The sequence below is a fragment of the Pseudoxanthomonas taiwanensis genome (assembly GCF_010093135.1).
Lineage (GTDB): Bacteria > Pseudomonadota > Gammaproteobacteria > Xanthomonadales > Xanthomonadaceae > Pseudoxanthomonas > Pseudoxanthomonas taiwanensis.
On record NZ_PDWK01000030.1, the window covers coordinates 19,567 to 34,981 of the forward strand.

Genomic DNA, 15,415 nt, shown 5'->3' on the forward strand with positions numbered 1-15,415 from the left:
CCGGCTCAGGGCGTGCCGCCCCCGGCGGCCGCCACGGCCACGCTCTCGGCCTGGGCGCGTGCGGCAAACAGGGTGCCCGGCGGCGGCTGGCGTGTGAAGTAGGTGTTGATACCGTCCAGCACCGCGGAGGCGACCTTGCGCTGGAAGGCCGGGTCGGTCAGGCGCTTCTCCTCCTCCGGGTTGGAGATGAAGGCCGTCTCCACCAGCATGGCCGGCATGTCGGCGGTGCGCAGCACCGCGAAGTTGGCGCGCTCGATGTTGGGCTTGTGGTTGTTGCCCACGCGCTTGAGGCCGGCCAGCACGTGGTGGGCCGCGTCCTCGGAGGCGCGCATGTGTCCGCTCTGCGCCAGGTCCAGCAGCACGTTGGCCAGCACCGTCTCGGTCTGCTGCAGGCGCACGCCGCCGACCAGGTCGGCGGCGTTCTCCTTGTCCGCCAGCCAGCGGGCGCGCTGCGAGGAGGCGCCCTTGGTCGAGAGCACGTATACCGACGAGCCGCGCGCGTCGCGGTTCTCCGCGGCGTCGGCGTGGATGGAGATGAAGATGTCGGCCTTGGCCTGGCGCGCGCGCTGGGCGCGCATCGGCAGCGGGATGAACACGTCGCTGTCGCGGACCAGGAAGGCCTTCATGCCGGGCGGGGCGTTGCCCTGGCGCGCCAGCTCGCGGGCCATGGCCAGGGTCACGTCCTTCTCGCGCTTGCCGGACGGGCCGATGGCGCCGGGATCCTGGCCGCCATGGCCGGCGTCGATGGCCACGATCAGCGGGCGCATGCCGCCGGGCGTGACCATGGTCTTGGCCGGCGGCGGCGCCGGTTCGCTGCGGGCCGGCTCCGGTTGCGCGGGCACCGGCGCGGCCGCGGTCGCCGGCGCGCCGGCCGGCGTGGAGGCGGACGGCAGCGGCACCTGCACCCGCCCCTCGAGGAGGGCCTGCGGCGAGACCGGGCCGGAGGACGCCGGCGCCACGGCGGGCGGGGAGGCGGGCGCGGCGGCGGCCGTGGCCACCGGCGCGGTCAGCAGCGCGGTGGCGCGCGCGGCCTCCTGCGGATCGACGGCAGGCGCCGCCTCGGCGGCAGCGGGCGCGGTAGAGGCGGCGGCGGTGGCCGGGCCGTCACCGGGCCACTCGACCACCAGCTTCGCCCCGTCCGGGGTGGACTCGGTGCGCACCGGCAGCGCCGCCACCGGCGCGGCCAGTTCGAAGACGATGCGGAAGGTGCCGGGCACCGGCTGGCCGGTGCGCACGCCGGTGACCACGCCGGCCGGCGCGGGCAGCCGCAGCGCGCGCGCGGCCCTGGAATCGGGCAGGTCCAGGACCAGCCGGTACGGATCGGTCAGGGACAGGGTGCGATGGCTGCCGGCGCCCTGCAGCTGCACTTCGGCGCGGGTCCCGGTGGCCCCCTGCTCCAGGCGCAGCCCCAGGACCTCGCCGGCCCAGGCGGAAACGGCCGCCAGGGCGAGCACGAGACCCGCCCCCCATCGACCGATCCGGGCAATCCGCTGGCGCATGGGCGGATTCAAGCACCATGTCGCCCGGGAATGCAACAACTTTTTCCTTAATAATCGCCCACCTGCGCCACCTTCCTGCTATCAGGCCGAAGAAAGGCCCTGCAAGCGGTCACTTTTTGACAGTTCCTTCACCCAGGCCTGCCCGGCTTCCGTGCCCGCCTCCAGCACCGCTTCCCGGCCTTGGCCATGCTGCGCCAGCCGCACCACCAGATCCGGCGGCGGCAGGGCCGCGGCGCCGCGTTCGGGCCATTCCACCAGCCACAGGCAGGCGCTGCCCTCGTCCAGGCCGAGGAAATCCAGTTCGGCGGCATCGCCGATGCGGTACAGGTCCAGGTGCCAGGCCTCACCGCCCGGCACCGGGTAGCGCTCGACCAGGGTGTAGGTGGGGCTGCGGATCGGCCCCTGCACGCCCAGCGCGCGCAGCAGCGCGCGGGCCAGGGTGGACTTGCCGGCGCCCAGGTCGCCGTGCAGGTGGACCATGGCCTGGGCCGGGCGGGTGGCGGCCAGGGCACGGCCCAGGGCCTCGGTGGCCTCGCTGTCGGGCAGGAAGACGCGCATCAGGTTCCGGTTCCGGGGTTGGCCAGGCGGCGCAGCCAGGGCAGCAGATCGGACGGCAGCAGGCCGCGCTGCCCGCCCTCGCTCGCGGCGCGGTCGCCCGCCTCGGCGTGCAGCACGGCGCCGGCGCAGGCCGCCTCGAACGCCTCCAGGCCCTGCGCGCGCAGCGCCGCGACCACGCCGGTCAGCAGGTCGCCCATGCCACCGGTCGCCATGCCGGGATTGCCGCCGGCGACCACGCACGGCGGCCGTTCCGGGGCGGCGACGATGCTGCCGGCGCCCTTGAGGACCACCACCGCGCGGTAGCGCTCGGCCAGGGCGCGGGCTGCACCGAAGCGGTCGGCCTGCACCGCCGCGGTGGTGGTGCCCAGCAGGCGCGCGGCTTCGCCCGGGTGCGGGGTCAGCACCGCGTCGGGCACCGGGGCGTCCAGCAGGTTGAGCGCGTCGGCATCCAGCACCAGCGGCTTGCCGGCGGCCAGGGCGCGACGCAGCAGCGCGCGGCCCCACTGGCCCTGTCCCAGTCCGGGACCGGCGGCGACCACGTCGGCCGGCGCCAGCAGGGGCTCCAGTTCGGCCTCCGACTCCACCGCCACCGGCATGGCCTCGGGCCGGCGCGCCAGCAGCACCGGCGCGAGGCGCTCGCGCGCGGCCACGCTGACCAGCCCGGCACCGGCGCGCAGCGCCGCCTCGGCGCACAGCACGATGGCACCGCCATGGCCGTGCTCGCCGCCGATGCAAAGCACGCGCCCGGCCAGGCCCTTGTGGAAGTCGCGCGGGCGCGGCGGCAGCCAGCCGCCCAGCGCCGGGGCCCGCAGCAGCCGCGCCGCCGGCGCGGAGGCGGCGATGGTGGCCGCGTCCACCTCCAGCGTGTCCAGCCGCAGCGTGCCGGTGTGGTCCAGCGCCGCACCGGTGTACAGGCCCACGTGCGGGACGATGAACTGCAACGTGCAATCGGCGCGCACCGCCACGCCCGGCACGCAACCGCGGTCGGCGTCCACGCCGCTGGGCACGTCCAGCGCCAGCACCGGCGCCGGCGCCGCGTCCAGCGCCCGCAGCAGCGCGGCCACGTCCTCGCGCGGGGCCTGCTCCAGGCCGATGCCGAACACCGCGTCCACCAGCACGTCGGCCTCGTCCAGCGCGCAGGGAAACAGGTCCACGCGCCCGCCGGCGGCCAGGTAGTCGGTGCAGGCGCGCTGCGCCAGCGGCGAACGTGGACCGCCGCCGGCCGGATGCACCACCCGCACCTGGCGGCCGGACTGCCGCGCCAGGCGTGCCAGCACGTAGCCGTCGCCGCCGTTGTTGCCCGGACCGCAGGCGACCACGATGCGCGTGGCCTGCGGCCACAGCTCCAGCAGGGCGCGCCAGGCCGCCTGGCCGGCGCGCTGCATCAGCACGTAACCGTCGCCGCCCAGCGCCGCGGTGGCGCGGCGGTCGATGGCGCGCGCGGCGGCGGCGTCGTGGAGCGCGGTGGCGGGCGTGGGCATGCCGGGGATTCTAGCCCGCCCCACCTATAATCGCGGCATGGACAACGCCGCGCCCGCCCTTCCCGATCCCGCAGCCGTGGCCGCGCGGATACGCGTGCTGGCGCGCGAACTCGGCTTCCAGCGCTGCGGCATCAGCGGCGTGGAACTGGGCGAGGACGAGGCCCACCTGCGCGACTGGCTGGCCCGGGGCCTGCACGGCACGATGGAGTGGATGGCGCGCCACGGCGACAAGCGCGCGCGCCCGGCCGAGCTGGTGCCCGGCACGCTGCGGGTGGTCTCGGTGGGCCTGGACTACGGCCGGCGCGACGAGGACCAGGCCTGGGCCACCCTCGCCGACGGGCAGCGCGCCTACGTGGCCCGCTACGCGCTGGGCCGCGACTACCACAAGCTGATGCGCAACCGCCTGCAGAGACTGGCCGACCGCATCGCCGCGGAGATCGGCCCGTTCGGTCACCGCGTGTTCGTGGACTCGGCGCCGGTGCTGGAACGCGCGCTGGCGCGCAGCGCGGGCCTGGGCTGGATCGGCAAGCACACCTGCCTGATCGACCGCGACGGCGGCTCCTGGTTCTTCCTCGGCGAGATCTACGTGGACCTCCCGCTGCCGGTGGACACGCCGGCCAGCGCGCACTGCGGCACCTGCACGCGCTGCATCGAGATCTGCCCCACCCGCGCCATCGTCGCGCCGTACCGGCTGGACGCGCGCCGCTGCATCGCCTACCTGACCATCGAGCACGAGGGACCGATTCCCGAGGCGCTGCGCCCGGCCATCGGCAACCGCATCTTCGGCTGCGACGACTGCCAGCTCGTGTGCCCCTGGAACAAGTTCGCCCGCCGCACCGACGAGCCGGACTTCCGCGCGCGCAACAACCTCGACCGCGCCACCCTCGTGGAACTGTTCGCATGGAGCGAGGAGGAGTTCCTGCGCCGCACCGAAGGCTCGGCGATCCGCCGGGCCGGCCACGAGCGCTGGCTGCGCAACATCGCCGTGGCCTTGGGCAACGCGCCGACCACGCCCGAGGTCGTCACCGCACTGGAATCGCGCCGTGGGCATCCCTCGCCGCTGGTGCGCGAACACGTGGCCTGGGCGCTGGCGCGGCATCGCGCGAAGCAGGCCGTCTAGAAGCGGCGGGAGCGCGGCACCGCGGCGGAGGGCGCCGGCGCCCGTGTTCATTCCCACCGTCCCCGCCGCGCTATCCTGTCCCGCCGCCCGCGATGCCGACCATGCCCGAGCAGAACCCGGTCCTGACCCCCAGCCAGCTCAACACGCTGGCGCGCGACGTGCTGGAGAGCGCGTTTCCGCTGCTGTGGGTCGAGGGCGAGCTGGGCAACGTCACCCGCCCCGCCTCCGGGCACCTGTACTTCACCCTGAAGGACGCGCGCGCGCAGGTGCGCTGCGCGATGTTCCGGCCCAAGAGCCAGTGGCTGCGCTTCGTCCCGCGCGAGGGCCTGAAGGTGCTGGTGCGCGGCCGCCTGACCCTGTACGAGGCACGCGGCGACTACCAGCTAGTGGCCGACCACATGGAGGAGGCCGGCGAAGGGGCGCTGCGCCGCGCCTTCGAGGCGCTGCGCGCCAGGCTGCAGGCCGAGGGCCTGTTCGACCAGGAGCGCAAGCGGCCGCTGCCGCGCTTCGTGCGCCGCCTGGCGGTGGTCACCTCGCCCACCGGTGCGGTGATCCGCGACATCCTCAGCGTGCTGCGCCGGCGCTGCCCGCTGCTGGAGGTGGAGCTGCTGCCCACCCTGGTGCAGGGCGAGACCGCGGCCGCGCAGATCGCCGACCTGGTGCGCCGCGCCGGTGCCAGCGGCCGCTACGACGCCATCCTGGTGGCGCGCGGCGGCGGTTCGCTGGAGGACCTGTGGGCCTTCAATGACGAGCACCTGGTGCGCACCATCGCCGCCTCGCCGGTGCCGGTGGTCTCGGCGGTGGGCCACGAGACCGACTTCACCCTGGCCGACTTCGCCGCCGACGTGCGCGCGCCCACCCCTTCGGTGGCCGCCGGGCTGCTGGTGCCCGACCGCCGCGACCTGCAGGCCGCGCTGCACACCCTGGCCGGCCGGCTGCACAACGGCCAGCGCCAGCGCCTGCGCCAGGCCATGCAGCGCGCCGACCGCGCCGTACTGCGCCTGCAGGCGCTGTCGCCACAGGCGCGCCTGGCTGCGCTGGGCCAGCGCCACGCCGCGCTGCGCCGGCGCCTGGACGGGCTGTGGCGCGAACAGCTGCAGCTGCGCGCCGCGCGCCTGCGCCATGCCGGCACGGTGCTGCGCACGCTGCATCCGCAGCGGCGGCTGGAGCAGCTGCGCGCGCGCCTGCAGCGCCTGCAGCACCGTCCGCAGGCGGCGGTGCAGCGCGTCCTGCAGCGCGAGGCGCTGCGCCTGCGCGCCCTGGCGCGTTCACTGGAGGCGTGCAGCCCCCTGGCCACGGTGGCGCGCGGCTACAGCATCCTCAGCGACGCCGGGGGCCACCTGGTGCACTCCACCGCGCAGGTTGCGCCGGGCGACCGCCTGCAGGCGCGCCTGCGCGACGGCAGCCTGGTGCTGGCGGTGGAAGCGGTGCAGCCGGACCCGCCTGAGCGGGCCGGCTGAGGTCCCCGGGACACACCGGCCGGCCATCGCCGCAGCCCCGACCGGGCACGAGGACGCGCCCCCGCAGATGGACGCGATCACCGCGCCGGGCAGCCGCCAGGCAGGGTACCGGCGGGGTCGCCGCTGACGCGGCTCCTACAGCGAGGAGAAGGCCTCGACCCGGGCGCGGGCCAGGGCCGGGATGCACTGGCCGGGCCAGTCGCGGTCGTTGGCCACCTGCGCGGTGGCCCGGGTGCCTTCCAGGCGGGCGAAGTCCAGCTCCGCCACCGCCCAGGCCCCGTCGCCGGAGGTGCGGGCGAGGATGCCGTCGGCCGGGAAGCCCACGTCCATGGGCGCGTACAGCGCCGCCTCGCCGGTGTTCTCGTCCAGCGCCGGACTCCAGCGCGCCTGCCCGGCGGTGACCGCCTGGGCCACGAACATGCGGTTTTCCAGCGCGCGTGCCAGGCAGCCGACCTGCACGCGGGTGGCGCCGGCGGCGGTGTCGGTGCAGCTGGGCACCAGCAGCAGGCGCACGCCAGCCTCGTACTGGGCACGCACCGGCAGCGGGAATTCGCTGTCGTAGCAGATGGCGATGCCGGCACGCACGCCGTCCAGCTCCGCGACCTTCAGCGCATCGCCGCCCTCGATCACACGGGTGGCCTTCTCGAAGCCGGTCAGCTGCAGCTTGTCCTGCCAGAAGTGGCCGCCGTCGGGCGCGAACAGGTCGCACCGGTTGCGGTAGCGGCCGTTGCCCTGGCGCAGCAGGAAGCTGCCGGCGGCCACGTACATGCCGGTCTCGCGGGCCAGTTCCGCGTACAGCGCCAGCCAGGCGGTGCGCAGCGGCTGGATGCCCTCCAGCGAGGCGTGCAGGTCCGAGCGCGCCGGCGCCGGCAGCGTGGCGGCCAGCTCCAGCGCCAGGTATTCGGGCAGGACCGCCACCCGCGCGCCGCGCGCGGCGGCCTCGCGCAGCAGCGCGCGCTGGCGCGCGGCGAAGGCCTCGAAGCTCGCCGGCTCGCCGATCCGGTACTTGCAGACCGCGACCTTCATGCCGCCTCCCAGTCGCGCAGCCAGAAGGTGAGCGTGTGTTCCAGTTCGCCGCGGCCGACCTCGTTCCAGGACAGGCGCATGGCCATGCCCGGCTGGCGCACGTAGCCGCGCTTGCGCCAGAAGGCGTCGTTGTCGCGGTGGCCGGCCGGGCGGCGCGGATCGTCCGCGTCGCGGTCCACCGCGCAGAACGCGGTCCAGCGGAAGCCCAGGGCGCGCGCGTGCGCCTCGCGCCGGTCGAAGAAGGCATGGCCCACGCCCAGGCCCCGGTATTGGGGCAGCAGCACCGACTCGCCGAAGTAGAAGACCCGTTCCACCGGCATCCCGCGCGCGCGGAACGGCGCGGAGAAGGCCTCGGTGTCGTCGGCCAGCGGCAGGCCGGTGGAGGCGCCGACCACCCGGCCCTCGTCCACGGCCAGCACGAACACCGCGTGCGGCGAGCGGGCATAGGCCGACAGGTACTGGCGCTCGTAGTCCGCGTCGCCCTCGTACAGGTAGGGCCAGTCGCGGAACACGGCGATGCGCAGGCGCGCGATGTCGTCCAGCCAGGGCGCGACGTCGGCGCCGTGGACGGTGCGGATCTCGGGTCGGGTGCGTTGCATGTGCGGATTCTACAGGCGCGGCTCAGCGCCGCGGTGCCAGCCGGCCCAGCGCGGCGGCCATGTCCCAGGACTTCAGCCCGCGCGGGCCCAGATGGTGCGCCAGCACCGCGCGCAGCGGCAGGCGCAGGCTGGCCAGGTCCTCCGGCGCGGGGCGCTGGTCCCGGGCCAGGGCCAGCAGCGCGGCGCCGGTGGCCGCGGCGTTGCGCTCGCCGTGGCCGCGGTCGCTGAGCAGGCGGCGCGGGCCGTGCTCGGGGTCCAGGCGGTAGCGCGCGGCCGGGTCCAAGGGCTGGCCGTCGCCGTCGCAGTGCAGCTCGAAGCCGACGCCCAGGGCCTGCAGCAGGTCGCGCTCGAAGCGACGCAGGGTCCAGGCCAGCGGCTCGCCGGCGCGCAGGCGCTCGCGCGTGCGGGCGTAGGCGGCCAGCAGCTCCGGCAACGGATCCTGGCGCGGGGCCAGGCGCAGCACCAGCTCGTTGACGTAGAAGGCCGCCAGCAGCGCCTCGCCGGCCAGCAGCGGTGCCGCGTCCAGCGCCTCGGCCGCGCGCAGCTGGGCCAGCTCGCCGGCCAGCACCGCGTCGAACCGGATGTGCTGCAGCGGCTGCAGCGCCGCGCGCAGCGGCTGGCGCCTGGGCGACTGCACGCCGCGCGCGACCAGGCCCAGGCGGCCGTGGCCGGCACTGAGGACCTCCACCAGCAGGCTGGTCTCCCGCCAGGGGCGGGCGTGCAGGACGAAGCCGGGGTCGCCGTCGATGCGCATGGCCACAGGATGGCGCCGGAGCCGCGCCCGGGGAAGCCGCCGCGGCCGGCGGCCTTACTCGTAGCCGAAGGACTTCAGCGCGGCCTCGTCGTCGGACCAACCCTCGCGCACGCGCACCCAGGCCTCCAGGAACACCTTGCGTCCGAACAGCCGCTCCATCTGGTGGCGGGCCTTGCGGCCGATCTCGCGCAGGCGCGCCCCGCCCTTGCCGATCACGATCGGCTTCTGGCCCTCGCGCTCGACCCAGATCACCGCGCCGATGCGCAGCAGGCCGCCGTCCTCGACGAAGCGCTCGATCTCCACCGCGGTGGCGTACGGCAGCTCGTCGCCAAGCTGGCGCATCAGCTGCTCGCGCACCAGCTCGCCGGCCAGGAAACGCTGGCTGCGGTCGGTGATCTCGTCCTCGTCGTACACCGGCGGGCCTTCCGGCAGCTGGGCGAGGATGTCGCGCACCAGCGCCTCCAGGCCCTTGCGCTTGAGCGCCGAGATCGGGTGCACGGCGGCGAAGTCGCGGTCCCTGGCCACCTCGGCCAGGAACGGCAGCAGCGCGCTCTTGTCCTTCAGGCGGTCGACCTTGTTGACCACCAGGATCACCGGAATGCCGGCCTGGCGCAGCACGTCGAAGGCCAGGCCGTCCTCATCCACCCAGCGCCCGGCCTCGACCACCATCAGCGCCGCGTCCACGCCCTCCAGCGCGCCGCGCGCGGCGCGGTTCATCACCCGGCTCATGGCCGATGCCTTGTAGCGGCCGTGCTCGCGGTGCAGGCCGGGCGTGTCCACCAGCAGGATCTGCCCGCCCTCGACGGTGGCGATGCCCAGCAGGCGGTGGCGGGTGGTCTGCGGCCGGTTGGAGACGATGCTGACCTTGGCCCCCACCAGGGCATTGACCAGGGTGGACTTGCCGACGTTGGGACGGCCGATCACGGCCACCTGGCCGCAACGATGGGATTCGGGATTCGGGGTGTTCACTCGTGGACGCTCATGGATGCCGGGTGGCGGGGGCCAGCCGCTCCAGCGCGGCCGCCGCGGCCGCCTGTTCGGCCAGCCGCCGCGAGGTGCCGCTGCCCTCGGTAACCACCGGCGGTTCGCTCAGGGTACAACGGGCGCGGAACACCTTGGCGTGCTCCTCGCCCTCCTCGGCGACCAGTTCATAGACCGGCAGCGGGTGCTGCCGGGCCTGCAGCCATTCCTGCAGCCGGGTCTTGGGGTCCTTTTCCGGCTTGCCGACCGGCAGCGCAGCCAGCGACTCCTCGAACCAGGGCAGCACCACCCTGCGGCAGGCCTCCCAGCCGGCGTCCAGGTAGATGGCCGCCACCACCGCCTCCAGGGCGTCGGCCAGGATCGAGTCGCGGCGGAAGCCGCCGGACTTCAGCTCCCCCGGCCCCAGCACCAGGCGCTCGCCCAGCTGCAGGCGCCGGGCGATGGCCGCCAGCGAGGATTCGCGCACCAGCTCGGCGCGGGCGCGGGTCAGCGCGCCCTCGTCGGCCTTCGGCCAGCGCAGATACAGGGCCTCGGCGGCGATCAGGTTGACCACGCCGTCGCCGAGGAACTCCAGCCGCTCGTTGTGCGGCGAGCCGGCGCTGCGGTGGGTCAGCGCCTGCTGCAGCAGCGCCGGATCGGAGAAACGGTGCCCGATCCGGTCGCGCACCACGGGCCGGTCACTCGCCACCGCGCCTCGTCAGTTCCTGGGTGGTGTCGAAACGGCCAACCACGTCGAGGTTGCCCACCAGCGGGCGGCGCACCTCGTAGTTCACGCGCATCTTCCAACCGCCCTGGGTACGCTCGAACTTCACGTTCTGCGGCTTCACGTGCTCGGAATAGTTGATGTAGAGGCGACGGAAGAACAGGTCCTGGATCCGCGCCGGATCCATGTCGGCCACGCCGGCCTCGGTGGCCAGGCCCTTCATGGCCGAGCGCACCGCGTAGTATTCCTGGTACATCGGGAACAGTTTTATGCCGATGTACGCGGCGAAACCCACCACCGCCAGCACCAGCAGGAAACCCACCAGACTCAGACCGCGTTGCTTGCGCTTCATCGCCATTCCCCTTTGGACGCGCTACTCGATGCGGGTACCGATCCGGCCGGGATCGAAGCTGCCCGAGCAGAACCACCCTTCGCAGTTCAGCCAGATCAGGAACGCCTTGCCCCGCAGGTTGGCCTCGGGGAGGAAGTGCGTCTGGGTCCAGAACCGGCTGTCCTCGCTATTATCACGATTGTCGCCCATCACGAAATAGTGCCCGGGCGGCACCTCCCACTCGCCCTGTCCGGCCGGGTTGGCGCGGTCGATCCACTCCAGCACCTGGTGGGTGCGGCCCGGCAGCTCCTCGACCAGCAGGGTGGCGCCGTTCATCTCGGCGCCGCGGCCGCGGCCCACGTACTCGCCGATGGGCCGGTAGCGCACCGCCTCGCCGTTGATGTACAGGGTGTCGCCGTGGAAGGCGATGCGGTCGCCGGGCAGGCCGACCACGCGCTTGATCCAGTTCTGGTCCGGGGCGTGCGGCGGCTTGAACACCACCACGTCGCCGCGCTGCGGCTGCCCCAGTTCCACGATCTTGGTGTTGGTCACCGGCAGGCGCAGGCCGTAGGCGAACTTGTTGACCAGGATGAAGTCGCCGATGAGCAGGTTGGGCATCATCGAGCTGGACGGGATCTTGTACGGCTCGGCCACGAAGCTGCGCAGCACCAGCACCACCGCCAGCACCGGGAAGAACGCCCGCGAGTAGTCGACCAGCACCGGCTCCTCCTGCAGTGCGGCCCGGCGCTTGGCCAGGAACAGCTTGTCCAGCAGCCAGATGATGCCGGTGGCGAAGGTCAGGACGACCAGGCCGATCTCAAACCATTTCATGCTCGGTCCTTGCGTGGATGTGGCGGTGGCGGTTAGCGTGGAGCGGCGCCCGGGCGGACGCCGGGCGCGGCGCGCGGCCCGCCGCGCGGCCGCCCTCCCCGGCTTCCCCTGGCAGGCGCCACTCCACCATGCGGGCTACTTGTTGTCCACCTGCAGCACGGCCAGGAAGGCTTCCTGCGGGATCTCCACCCGCCCGACCTGCTTCATGCGCTTCTTGCCTTCCTTCTGCTTCTCCAGCAGCTTCTTCTTGCGCGTGACGTCGCCGCCGTAGCACTTGGCCAGCACGTTCTTGCGCAGCGCCTTGACCGTGGAGCGGGCGATGATCTGCGAGCCGATCGCCGCCTGGATGGCCACGTCGAACATCTGCCGCGGGATCAGGTCCTTCATCTTCTCGCACAGCTCGCGGCCACGGCGCTCGGCCTGGGTGCGGTGGACGATGATGGACAGTGCGTCCACCCTGTCGCCGTTGATCAGCGTGTCCACGCGCACGAACGGACCGGCCTGGAAGCGCAGGAAGTGGTAGTCCAGCGAGGCGTAGCCGCGGCTGACCGACTTGAGCTTGTCGAAGAAGTCCAGTACCACCTCGGCCATCGGCAGCTCGTAGCTGATCTGCACCTGGCTGCCCATGTAGGTGATGCCGATCTGCACGCCGCGCTTCTCCTCGCACAGCTTGATGATGTTGCCGATGTAGTCCGGCGGCGTGAGGATGTTGGCGCGGATGATCGGCTCGCGGATCTCCTGCACCAGGTTGGCCTGCGGCAGCTTGGCCGGGTTGTCCAGCGGCATCACCGTGCCGTCGCTGCGCACGATCTCGTACACCACCGTCGGCGCGGTGGTGACCAGGTCCAGGTCGTACTCGCGCTCCAGGCGCTCCTGCACGATCTCCATGTGCAGCATGCCGAGGAAGCCGCAGCGGAAGCCGAAGCCCATCGCCTCCGAGCTCTCCGGCTCGAAGCGCAGCGCCGCGTCGTTCAGGCGCAGCTTCTCCAGCGCCTCGCGCAGCGCCGGGTAGTCCTGCGCGTCCACCGGGAACAGGCCGGCGAACACGCGCGGCTGCATCTCCTGGAAGCCCGGCAGCGGCTCCGGCGCCGGGTCGGCGGCCAGGGTCAGGGTGTCGCCCACCGGGGCGCCGTGCACGTCCTTGATCGACGCCGTCAGCCAGCCCACCTCGCCCGGGGCCAGGCGCTCGCGGGTCTGGCGCTTGGGCGTGAACACGCCCACCTGGTCCACCTGGTGCACGCGGCCGGTGGACATGACCAGGATCTTGTCGCCAGGGCGGATCTGGCCCTGCATCACCCGCACCAGCGAGACCACGCCCAGGTAGTTGTCGAACCAGGAGTCGATGATCAGCGCCTGCAGCTTGTCGGTGTCGCGCGGCTTCGGCGGCGGGATGCGGTGGACGATGGCCTCCAGCACCTGCTCCACGTTCAGGCCGGTCTTGGCGCTGACCGGGATGGCGTCGGAGGCGTCGATGCCGATCACCGCCTCGATCTCGGCCTTGGCGCGCTCGATGTCGGCGGTGGGCAGGTCGATCTTGTTCAGCACCGGCACCACCTCCAGGCCCTGCTCCACCGCGGTGTAGCAGTTGGCCACCGACTGCGCCTCCACGCCCTGGGCGGCGTCCACGACCAGCAGCGCGCCCTCGCACGCGGCCAGCGAGCGGCTGACCTCGTAGCTGAAGTCCACGTGGCCGGGGGTGTCGATGAAGTTGAGCTGGTAGGTGTTCCCGTCCTTGGCCTTGTACGGCAGGGACACCGACTGGGCCTTGATGGTGATGCCGCGCTCGCGCTCGATCGGGTTGGAGTCGAGCACCTGCGCTTCCATTTCGCGCGCGTCCAGGCCGCCGCACAGCTGGATGATGCGGTCGGCGAGGGTCGACTTGCCGTGGTCGACGTGGGCGATGATGGAGAAGTTGCGGATGAACCGCATCGGATCGGAAGACATGGGGGCGGCGGTCCGGACCGTCGTCAAACAGTCCCGGATTATCGCATGCCGCGCGCCCGTTCCGTCCGGGCGGCCGTGCCCGCGGCGGGCACGGCCGCCGTCCGGGATCATTCGGCGTCGACCGTCAGGGCCACGAACTGGCTGGTGCCGTCCTGGGCGCGCACCAGCAGCATGACCGCGTCGCCGGCGGCGTAGCCGCGCAGCTCGCGCTCCAGCTCGGCCACGCTGCCGACCGGGGTGCGCCCCACCCGGAGGATCACCATGCCCGGGCGCAGGCCCGCCTGGCGGGCCTCCGCGCCGGTCACGCGGGTGATCTGCACGCCCTCGCGGGCGCCCAGGCCCAGCTGGCGGCGCACCTGCGGGTCCAGGTCGGCCACGGCCAGGCCGATGCGGGCGGCCGGGGCCGAGGCGCCGGGCGCGGCCCCGCCGCGCTCGTCGCCGGCGGAGGCGGCACGCTGCGCGTCGGCCGGCAGCTCGCCCAGCACGGCGGTCAGCTCGCGCTGGCGGCCGTCGCGGATCACGCCGATCTTCGCCCGGGTGCCCGGCGGCAGCATGCCGATCATCGGCGGCAGGTTCTCGCTGCGCATGACCGGCTCGCCATTGACCGAGACGATCACGTCGCCGACTTCGATGCCCGCCTTCTCCGCCGCGCTGCCCGGCTCGACGCTGTTGACCAGCGCGCCGCGGCTGGCGTCCAGGCCCAGCGCCTTGGCCTTGCTGGCGTCCACCGGCTGCACCACCACGCCGAGCATGCCGCGGCGGACGTGGCCGGTCTTCTTGATCTGCTCGGCCGCGCTCATCGCCAGGTCGATCGGGATGGCGAAGCTCACGCCCATGTAGCCGCCGGAGTTGCTGAGGATCTGCGAGTTGATGCCCACCACCTCGCCGGAGGTGTTCAGCAGCGGGCCGCCGGAGTTGCCGCGGTTGATCGCCACGTCGGTCTGGATGAAGGGCACGTACTGCTGGCCGCCGCGGCCGCTGCGGCCCAGCCCGCTGACGATGCCGGCGGTGACCGACTGGTCCAGCCCCAGCGGCGAGCCGATCGCCACCACCCACTGGCCCGGGCGCAGCGCGCGCGAATCGCCCAGACGCAGCGCCGGCAGGCCCTTGCCCTCGATCTTCAGCAGGGCCACGTCGTAGCCCTCGTCGCTGCCCACCAGCCTGGCCTCGAACTCGCGCTGGTCGTAGGTGCGCACGGTGATGCTGTCGGCCCCGTCCACCACGTGGTGGTTGGTCAGCACGTAGCCGTCCTCGGAAATGATGAAGCCCGAGCCCATGGACACGCCCTGGCGCCCGTGCGGGCCGGGCTCGGGCGACGGCAGGCCGAAGCCCGGGCCGAAGAAGCGGCGGAAGATCTCCGGAATCTGGTCGTCGAACATGGCATCGCGCGCGGACGAGCGCGTGCCGATCCTGGCCTCGATGTTGACCACGCCCGGCGCCACCCGGTCGACCAGCGCGGTGAAGTCCGGCAGGCCGGTGACCAGCGGCGCGGCCGGGGCCGCGGCGGCCGCCGGGGCGGCGGCCGCGGGCACCGGGGCCGGCTCCGGCGCGGCGTCGCGCGCGCACGCGGCCAGCGGCGCGGTCAGGACCAGGGCGGCGAACACTTGGCGGACACGGGGATTCATCGGATGCGGGACCTCGTATCGGTTGCGTCGGGTTGGCCGCCCCGCCCTGCCCCTGCCTGCGGCAGGGCGCGGGAACGGCGGCGGCAGCGGTGGCGGGATGTCAGCGCGGGGACTCGGCCTGCAGAGCCGACGGCTCGGCCGCCGGCTCCTGCGGCAGGCGCGGCTCGAAGGGGTAGAACGGGCTGCCGCGGCCCTCACCGAAGCTGGCGGTGTAGGCGCCGCCGGCCTGCGGCAGGGTCGAGCGCGGCCAGGGCCGGGCATGCGGCGGCACCTCGGAAGCGAACGGATCCTGCTCGGCCGGCTGCGCGGCCAGGGCCGCGGCCGGTTCCACCGGCAGCAGCACCGGACCCGGCTGCGCCGGGGCGGGCGCGGCAGGGACCGGCGCGGTGGCCACGGCCTGCTCCACGCGCGGCTGCGCGCGGCGGACCGGGCGCGGGCGCGCGGGCGCCGGCGCGGCNACGGCCGGGTCGGCGTCGGCGACCGCATCGGCGGGGGGCCCGGGT

The 15,415-nt window shown here is 73.8% G+C and carries 14 protein-coding genes; 2 read left to right on the forward strand and 12 right to left on the reverse strand.

The annotated features are described in order from the left end of the window. Positions 1 to 5: 5 nt before the first annotated feature. From CR938_RS07640 to CR938_RS07650, 3 genes are all read right to left on the reverse strand, one after another. Complete coding sequence (locus CR938_RS07640; protein ID WP_162124437.1) at positions 6 to 1,499, reverse strand: N-acetylmuramoyl-L-alanine amidase; 1,494 nt, start codon at positions 1,497 to 1,499, stop codon at positions 6 to 8. A gap of 81 nt (positions 1,500 to 1,580) precedes the next feature. Next, the gene (tsaE, locus tag CR938_RS07645) at positions 1,581 to 2,057 is read right to left on the reverse strand and encodes a tRNA (adenosine(37)-N6)-threonylcarbamoyltransferase complex ATPase subunit type 1 TsaE (protein ID WP_211365196.1); all 477 of its coding nucleotides are present in this window, start codon (positions 2,055 to 2,057) and stop codon (positions 1,581 to 1,583) included. Then, a complete protein-coding gene (locus CR938_RS07650) occupies positions 2,057 to 3,538 on the reverse strand; it encodes an NAD(P)H-hydrate dehydratase (RefSeq protein ID WP_162124438.1) in 1,482 nt (493 codons plus the stop codon). Before CR938_RS07650 ends, tsaE begins: the two co-directional genes overlap by 1 nt. A gap of 37 nt (positions 3,539 to 3,575) precedes the next feature. Between CR938_RS07650 and queG the strand changes: the two genes are divergently transcribed. Both queG and xseA read left to right on the forward strand, forming a co-directional pair. Next, complete coding sequence (gene queG / locus CR938_RS07655; RefSeq protein WP_162124439.1) at positions 3,576 to 4,658, forward strand: tRNA epoxyqueuosine(34) reductase QueG; 1,083 nt, start codon at positions 3,576 to 3,578, stop codon at positions 4,656 to 4,658. A 92-nt stretch (positions 4,659 to 4,750) separates the two neighbouring features. Next, positions 4,751 to 6,118, forward strand: a complete 1,368-nt coding sequence (gene xseA, locus CR938_RS07660) for an exodeoxyribonuclease VII large subunit (RefSeq protein WP_425502424.1) — start codon at positions 4,751 to 4,753, stop codon at positions 6,116 to 6,118. A 135-nt stretch (positions 6,119 to 6,253) separates the two neighbouring features. On the opposite strand, the gene CR938_RS07665 is transcribed toward xseA, so the two are convergent. The 9 genes from CR938_RS07665 to CR938_RS07705 all read right to left on the reverse strand — a co-directional run bounded on the left by CR938_RS07665 (position 6,254) and on the right by CR938_RS07705 (position 14,912). After that, positions 6,254 to 7,144, reverse strand: a complete 891-nt coding sequence (locus CR938_RS07665; RefSeq protein ID WP_162124441.1) for a carbon-nitrogen hydrolase family protein — start codon at positions 7,142 to 7,144, stop codon at positions 6,254 to 6,256. Next, entirely contained in the window at positions 7,141 to 7,743 is a 603-nt protein-coding gene (locus CR938_RS07670) for a GNAT family N-acetyltransferase (RefSeq protein ID WP_162124442.1), read from the reverse strand. Before CR938_RS07670 ends, CR938_RS07665 begins: the two co-directional genes overlap by 4 nt. A 22-nt stretch (positions 7,744 to 7,765) precedes the next feature. Next, positions 7,766 to 8,497 (reverse strand): DNA repair protein RecO, encoded by a 732-nt coding sequence (gene recO / locus CR938_RS07675; protein WP_162124443.1) that lies wholly within the window; start codon positions 8,495 to 8,497, stop codon positions 7,766 to 7,768. 54 nt (positions 8,498 to 8,551) lie between these two features. Then, the gene (gene era / locus CR938_RS07680; RefSeq protein ID WP_162124444.1) at positions 8,552 to 9,466 is read right to left on the reverse strand and encodes a GTPase Era; all 915 of its coding nucleotides are present in this window, start codon (positions 9,464 to 9,466) and stop codon (positions 8,552 to 8,554) included. 10 nt (positions 9,467 to 9,476) lie between these two features. Beyond that, complete coding sequence (rnc, locus tag CR938_RS07685; protein WP_162124445.1) at positions 9,477 to 10,166, reverse strand: ribonuclease III; 690 nt, start codon at positions 10,164 to 10,166, stop codon at positions 9,477 to 9,479. Beyond that, entirely contained in the window at positions 10,156 to 10,533 is a 378-nt protein-coding gene (locus CR938_RS07690; RefSeq protein WP_162124446.1) for a DUF4845 domain-containing protein, read from the reverse strand. The genes rnc and CR938_RS07690 overlap by 11 nt, the downstream gene beginning before the upstream one ends. Before the next feature lie 21 nt (positions 10,534 to 10,554). Then, on the reverse strand, positions 10,555 to 11,343 hold the full coding sequence (gene lepB / locus CR938_RS07695; protein ID WP_162124447.1) for a signal peptidase I: 789 nt from the start codon (positions 11,341 to 11,343) through the stop codon (positions 10,555 to 10,557). Between the two features lie 135 nt (positions 11,344 to 11,478). After that, positions 11,479 to 13,287 (reverse strand): translation elongation factor 4, encoded by a 1,809-nt coding sequence (gene lepA / locus CR938_RS07700; protein ID WP_211365197.1) that lies wholly within the window; start codon positions 13,285 to 13,287, stop codon positions 11,479 to 11,481. Positions 13,288 to 13,394: 107 nt separating this feature from the next. Further along, positions 13,395 to 14,912 (reverse strand): DegQ family serine endoprotease, encoded by a 1,518-nt coding sequence (locus CR938_RS07705; RefSeq protein ID WP_162124448.1) that lies wholly within the window; start codon positions 14,910 to 14,912, stop codon positions 13,395 to 13,397. Positions 14,913 to 15,415 lie beyond the last annotated feature (503 nt).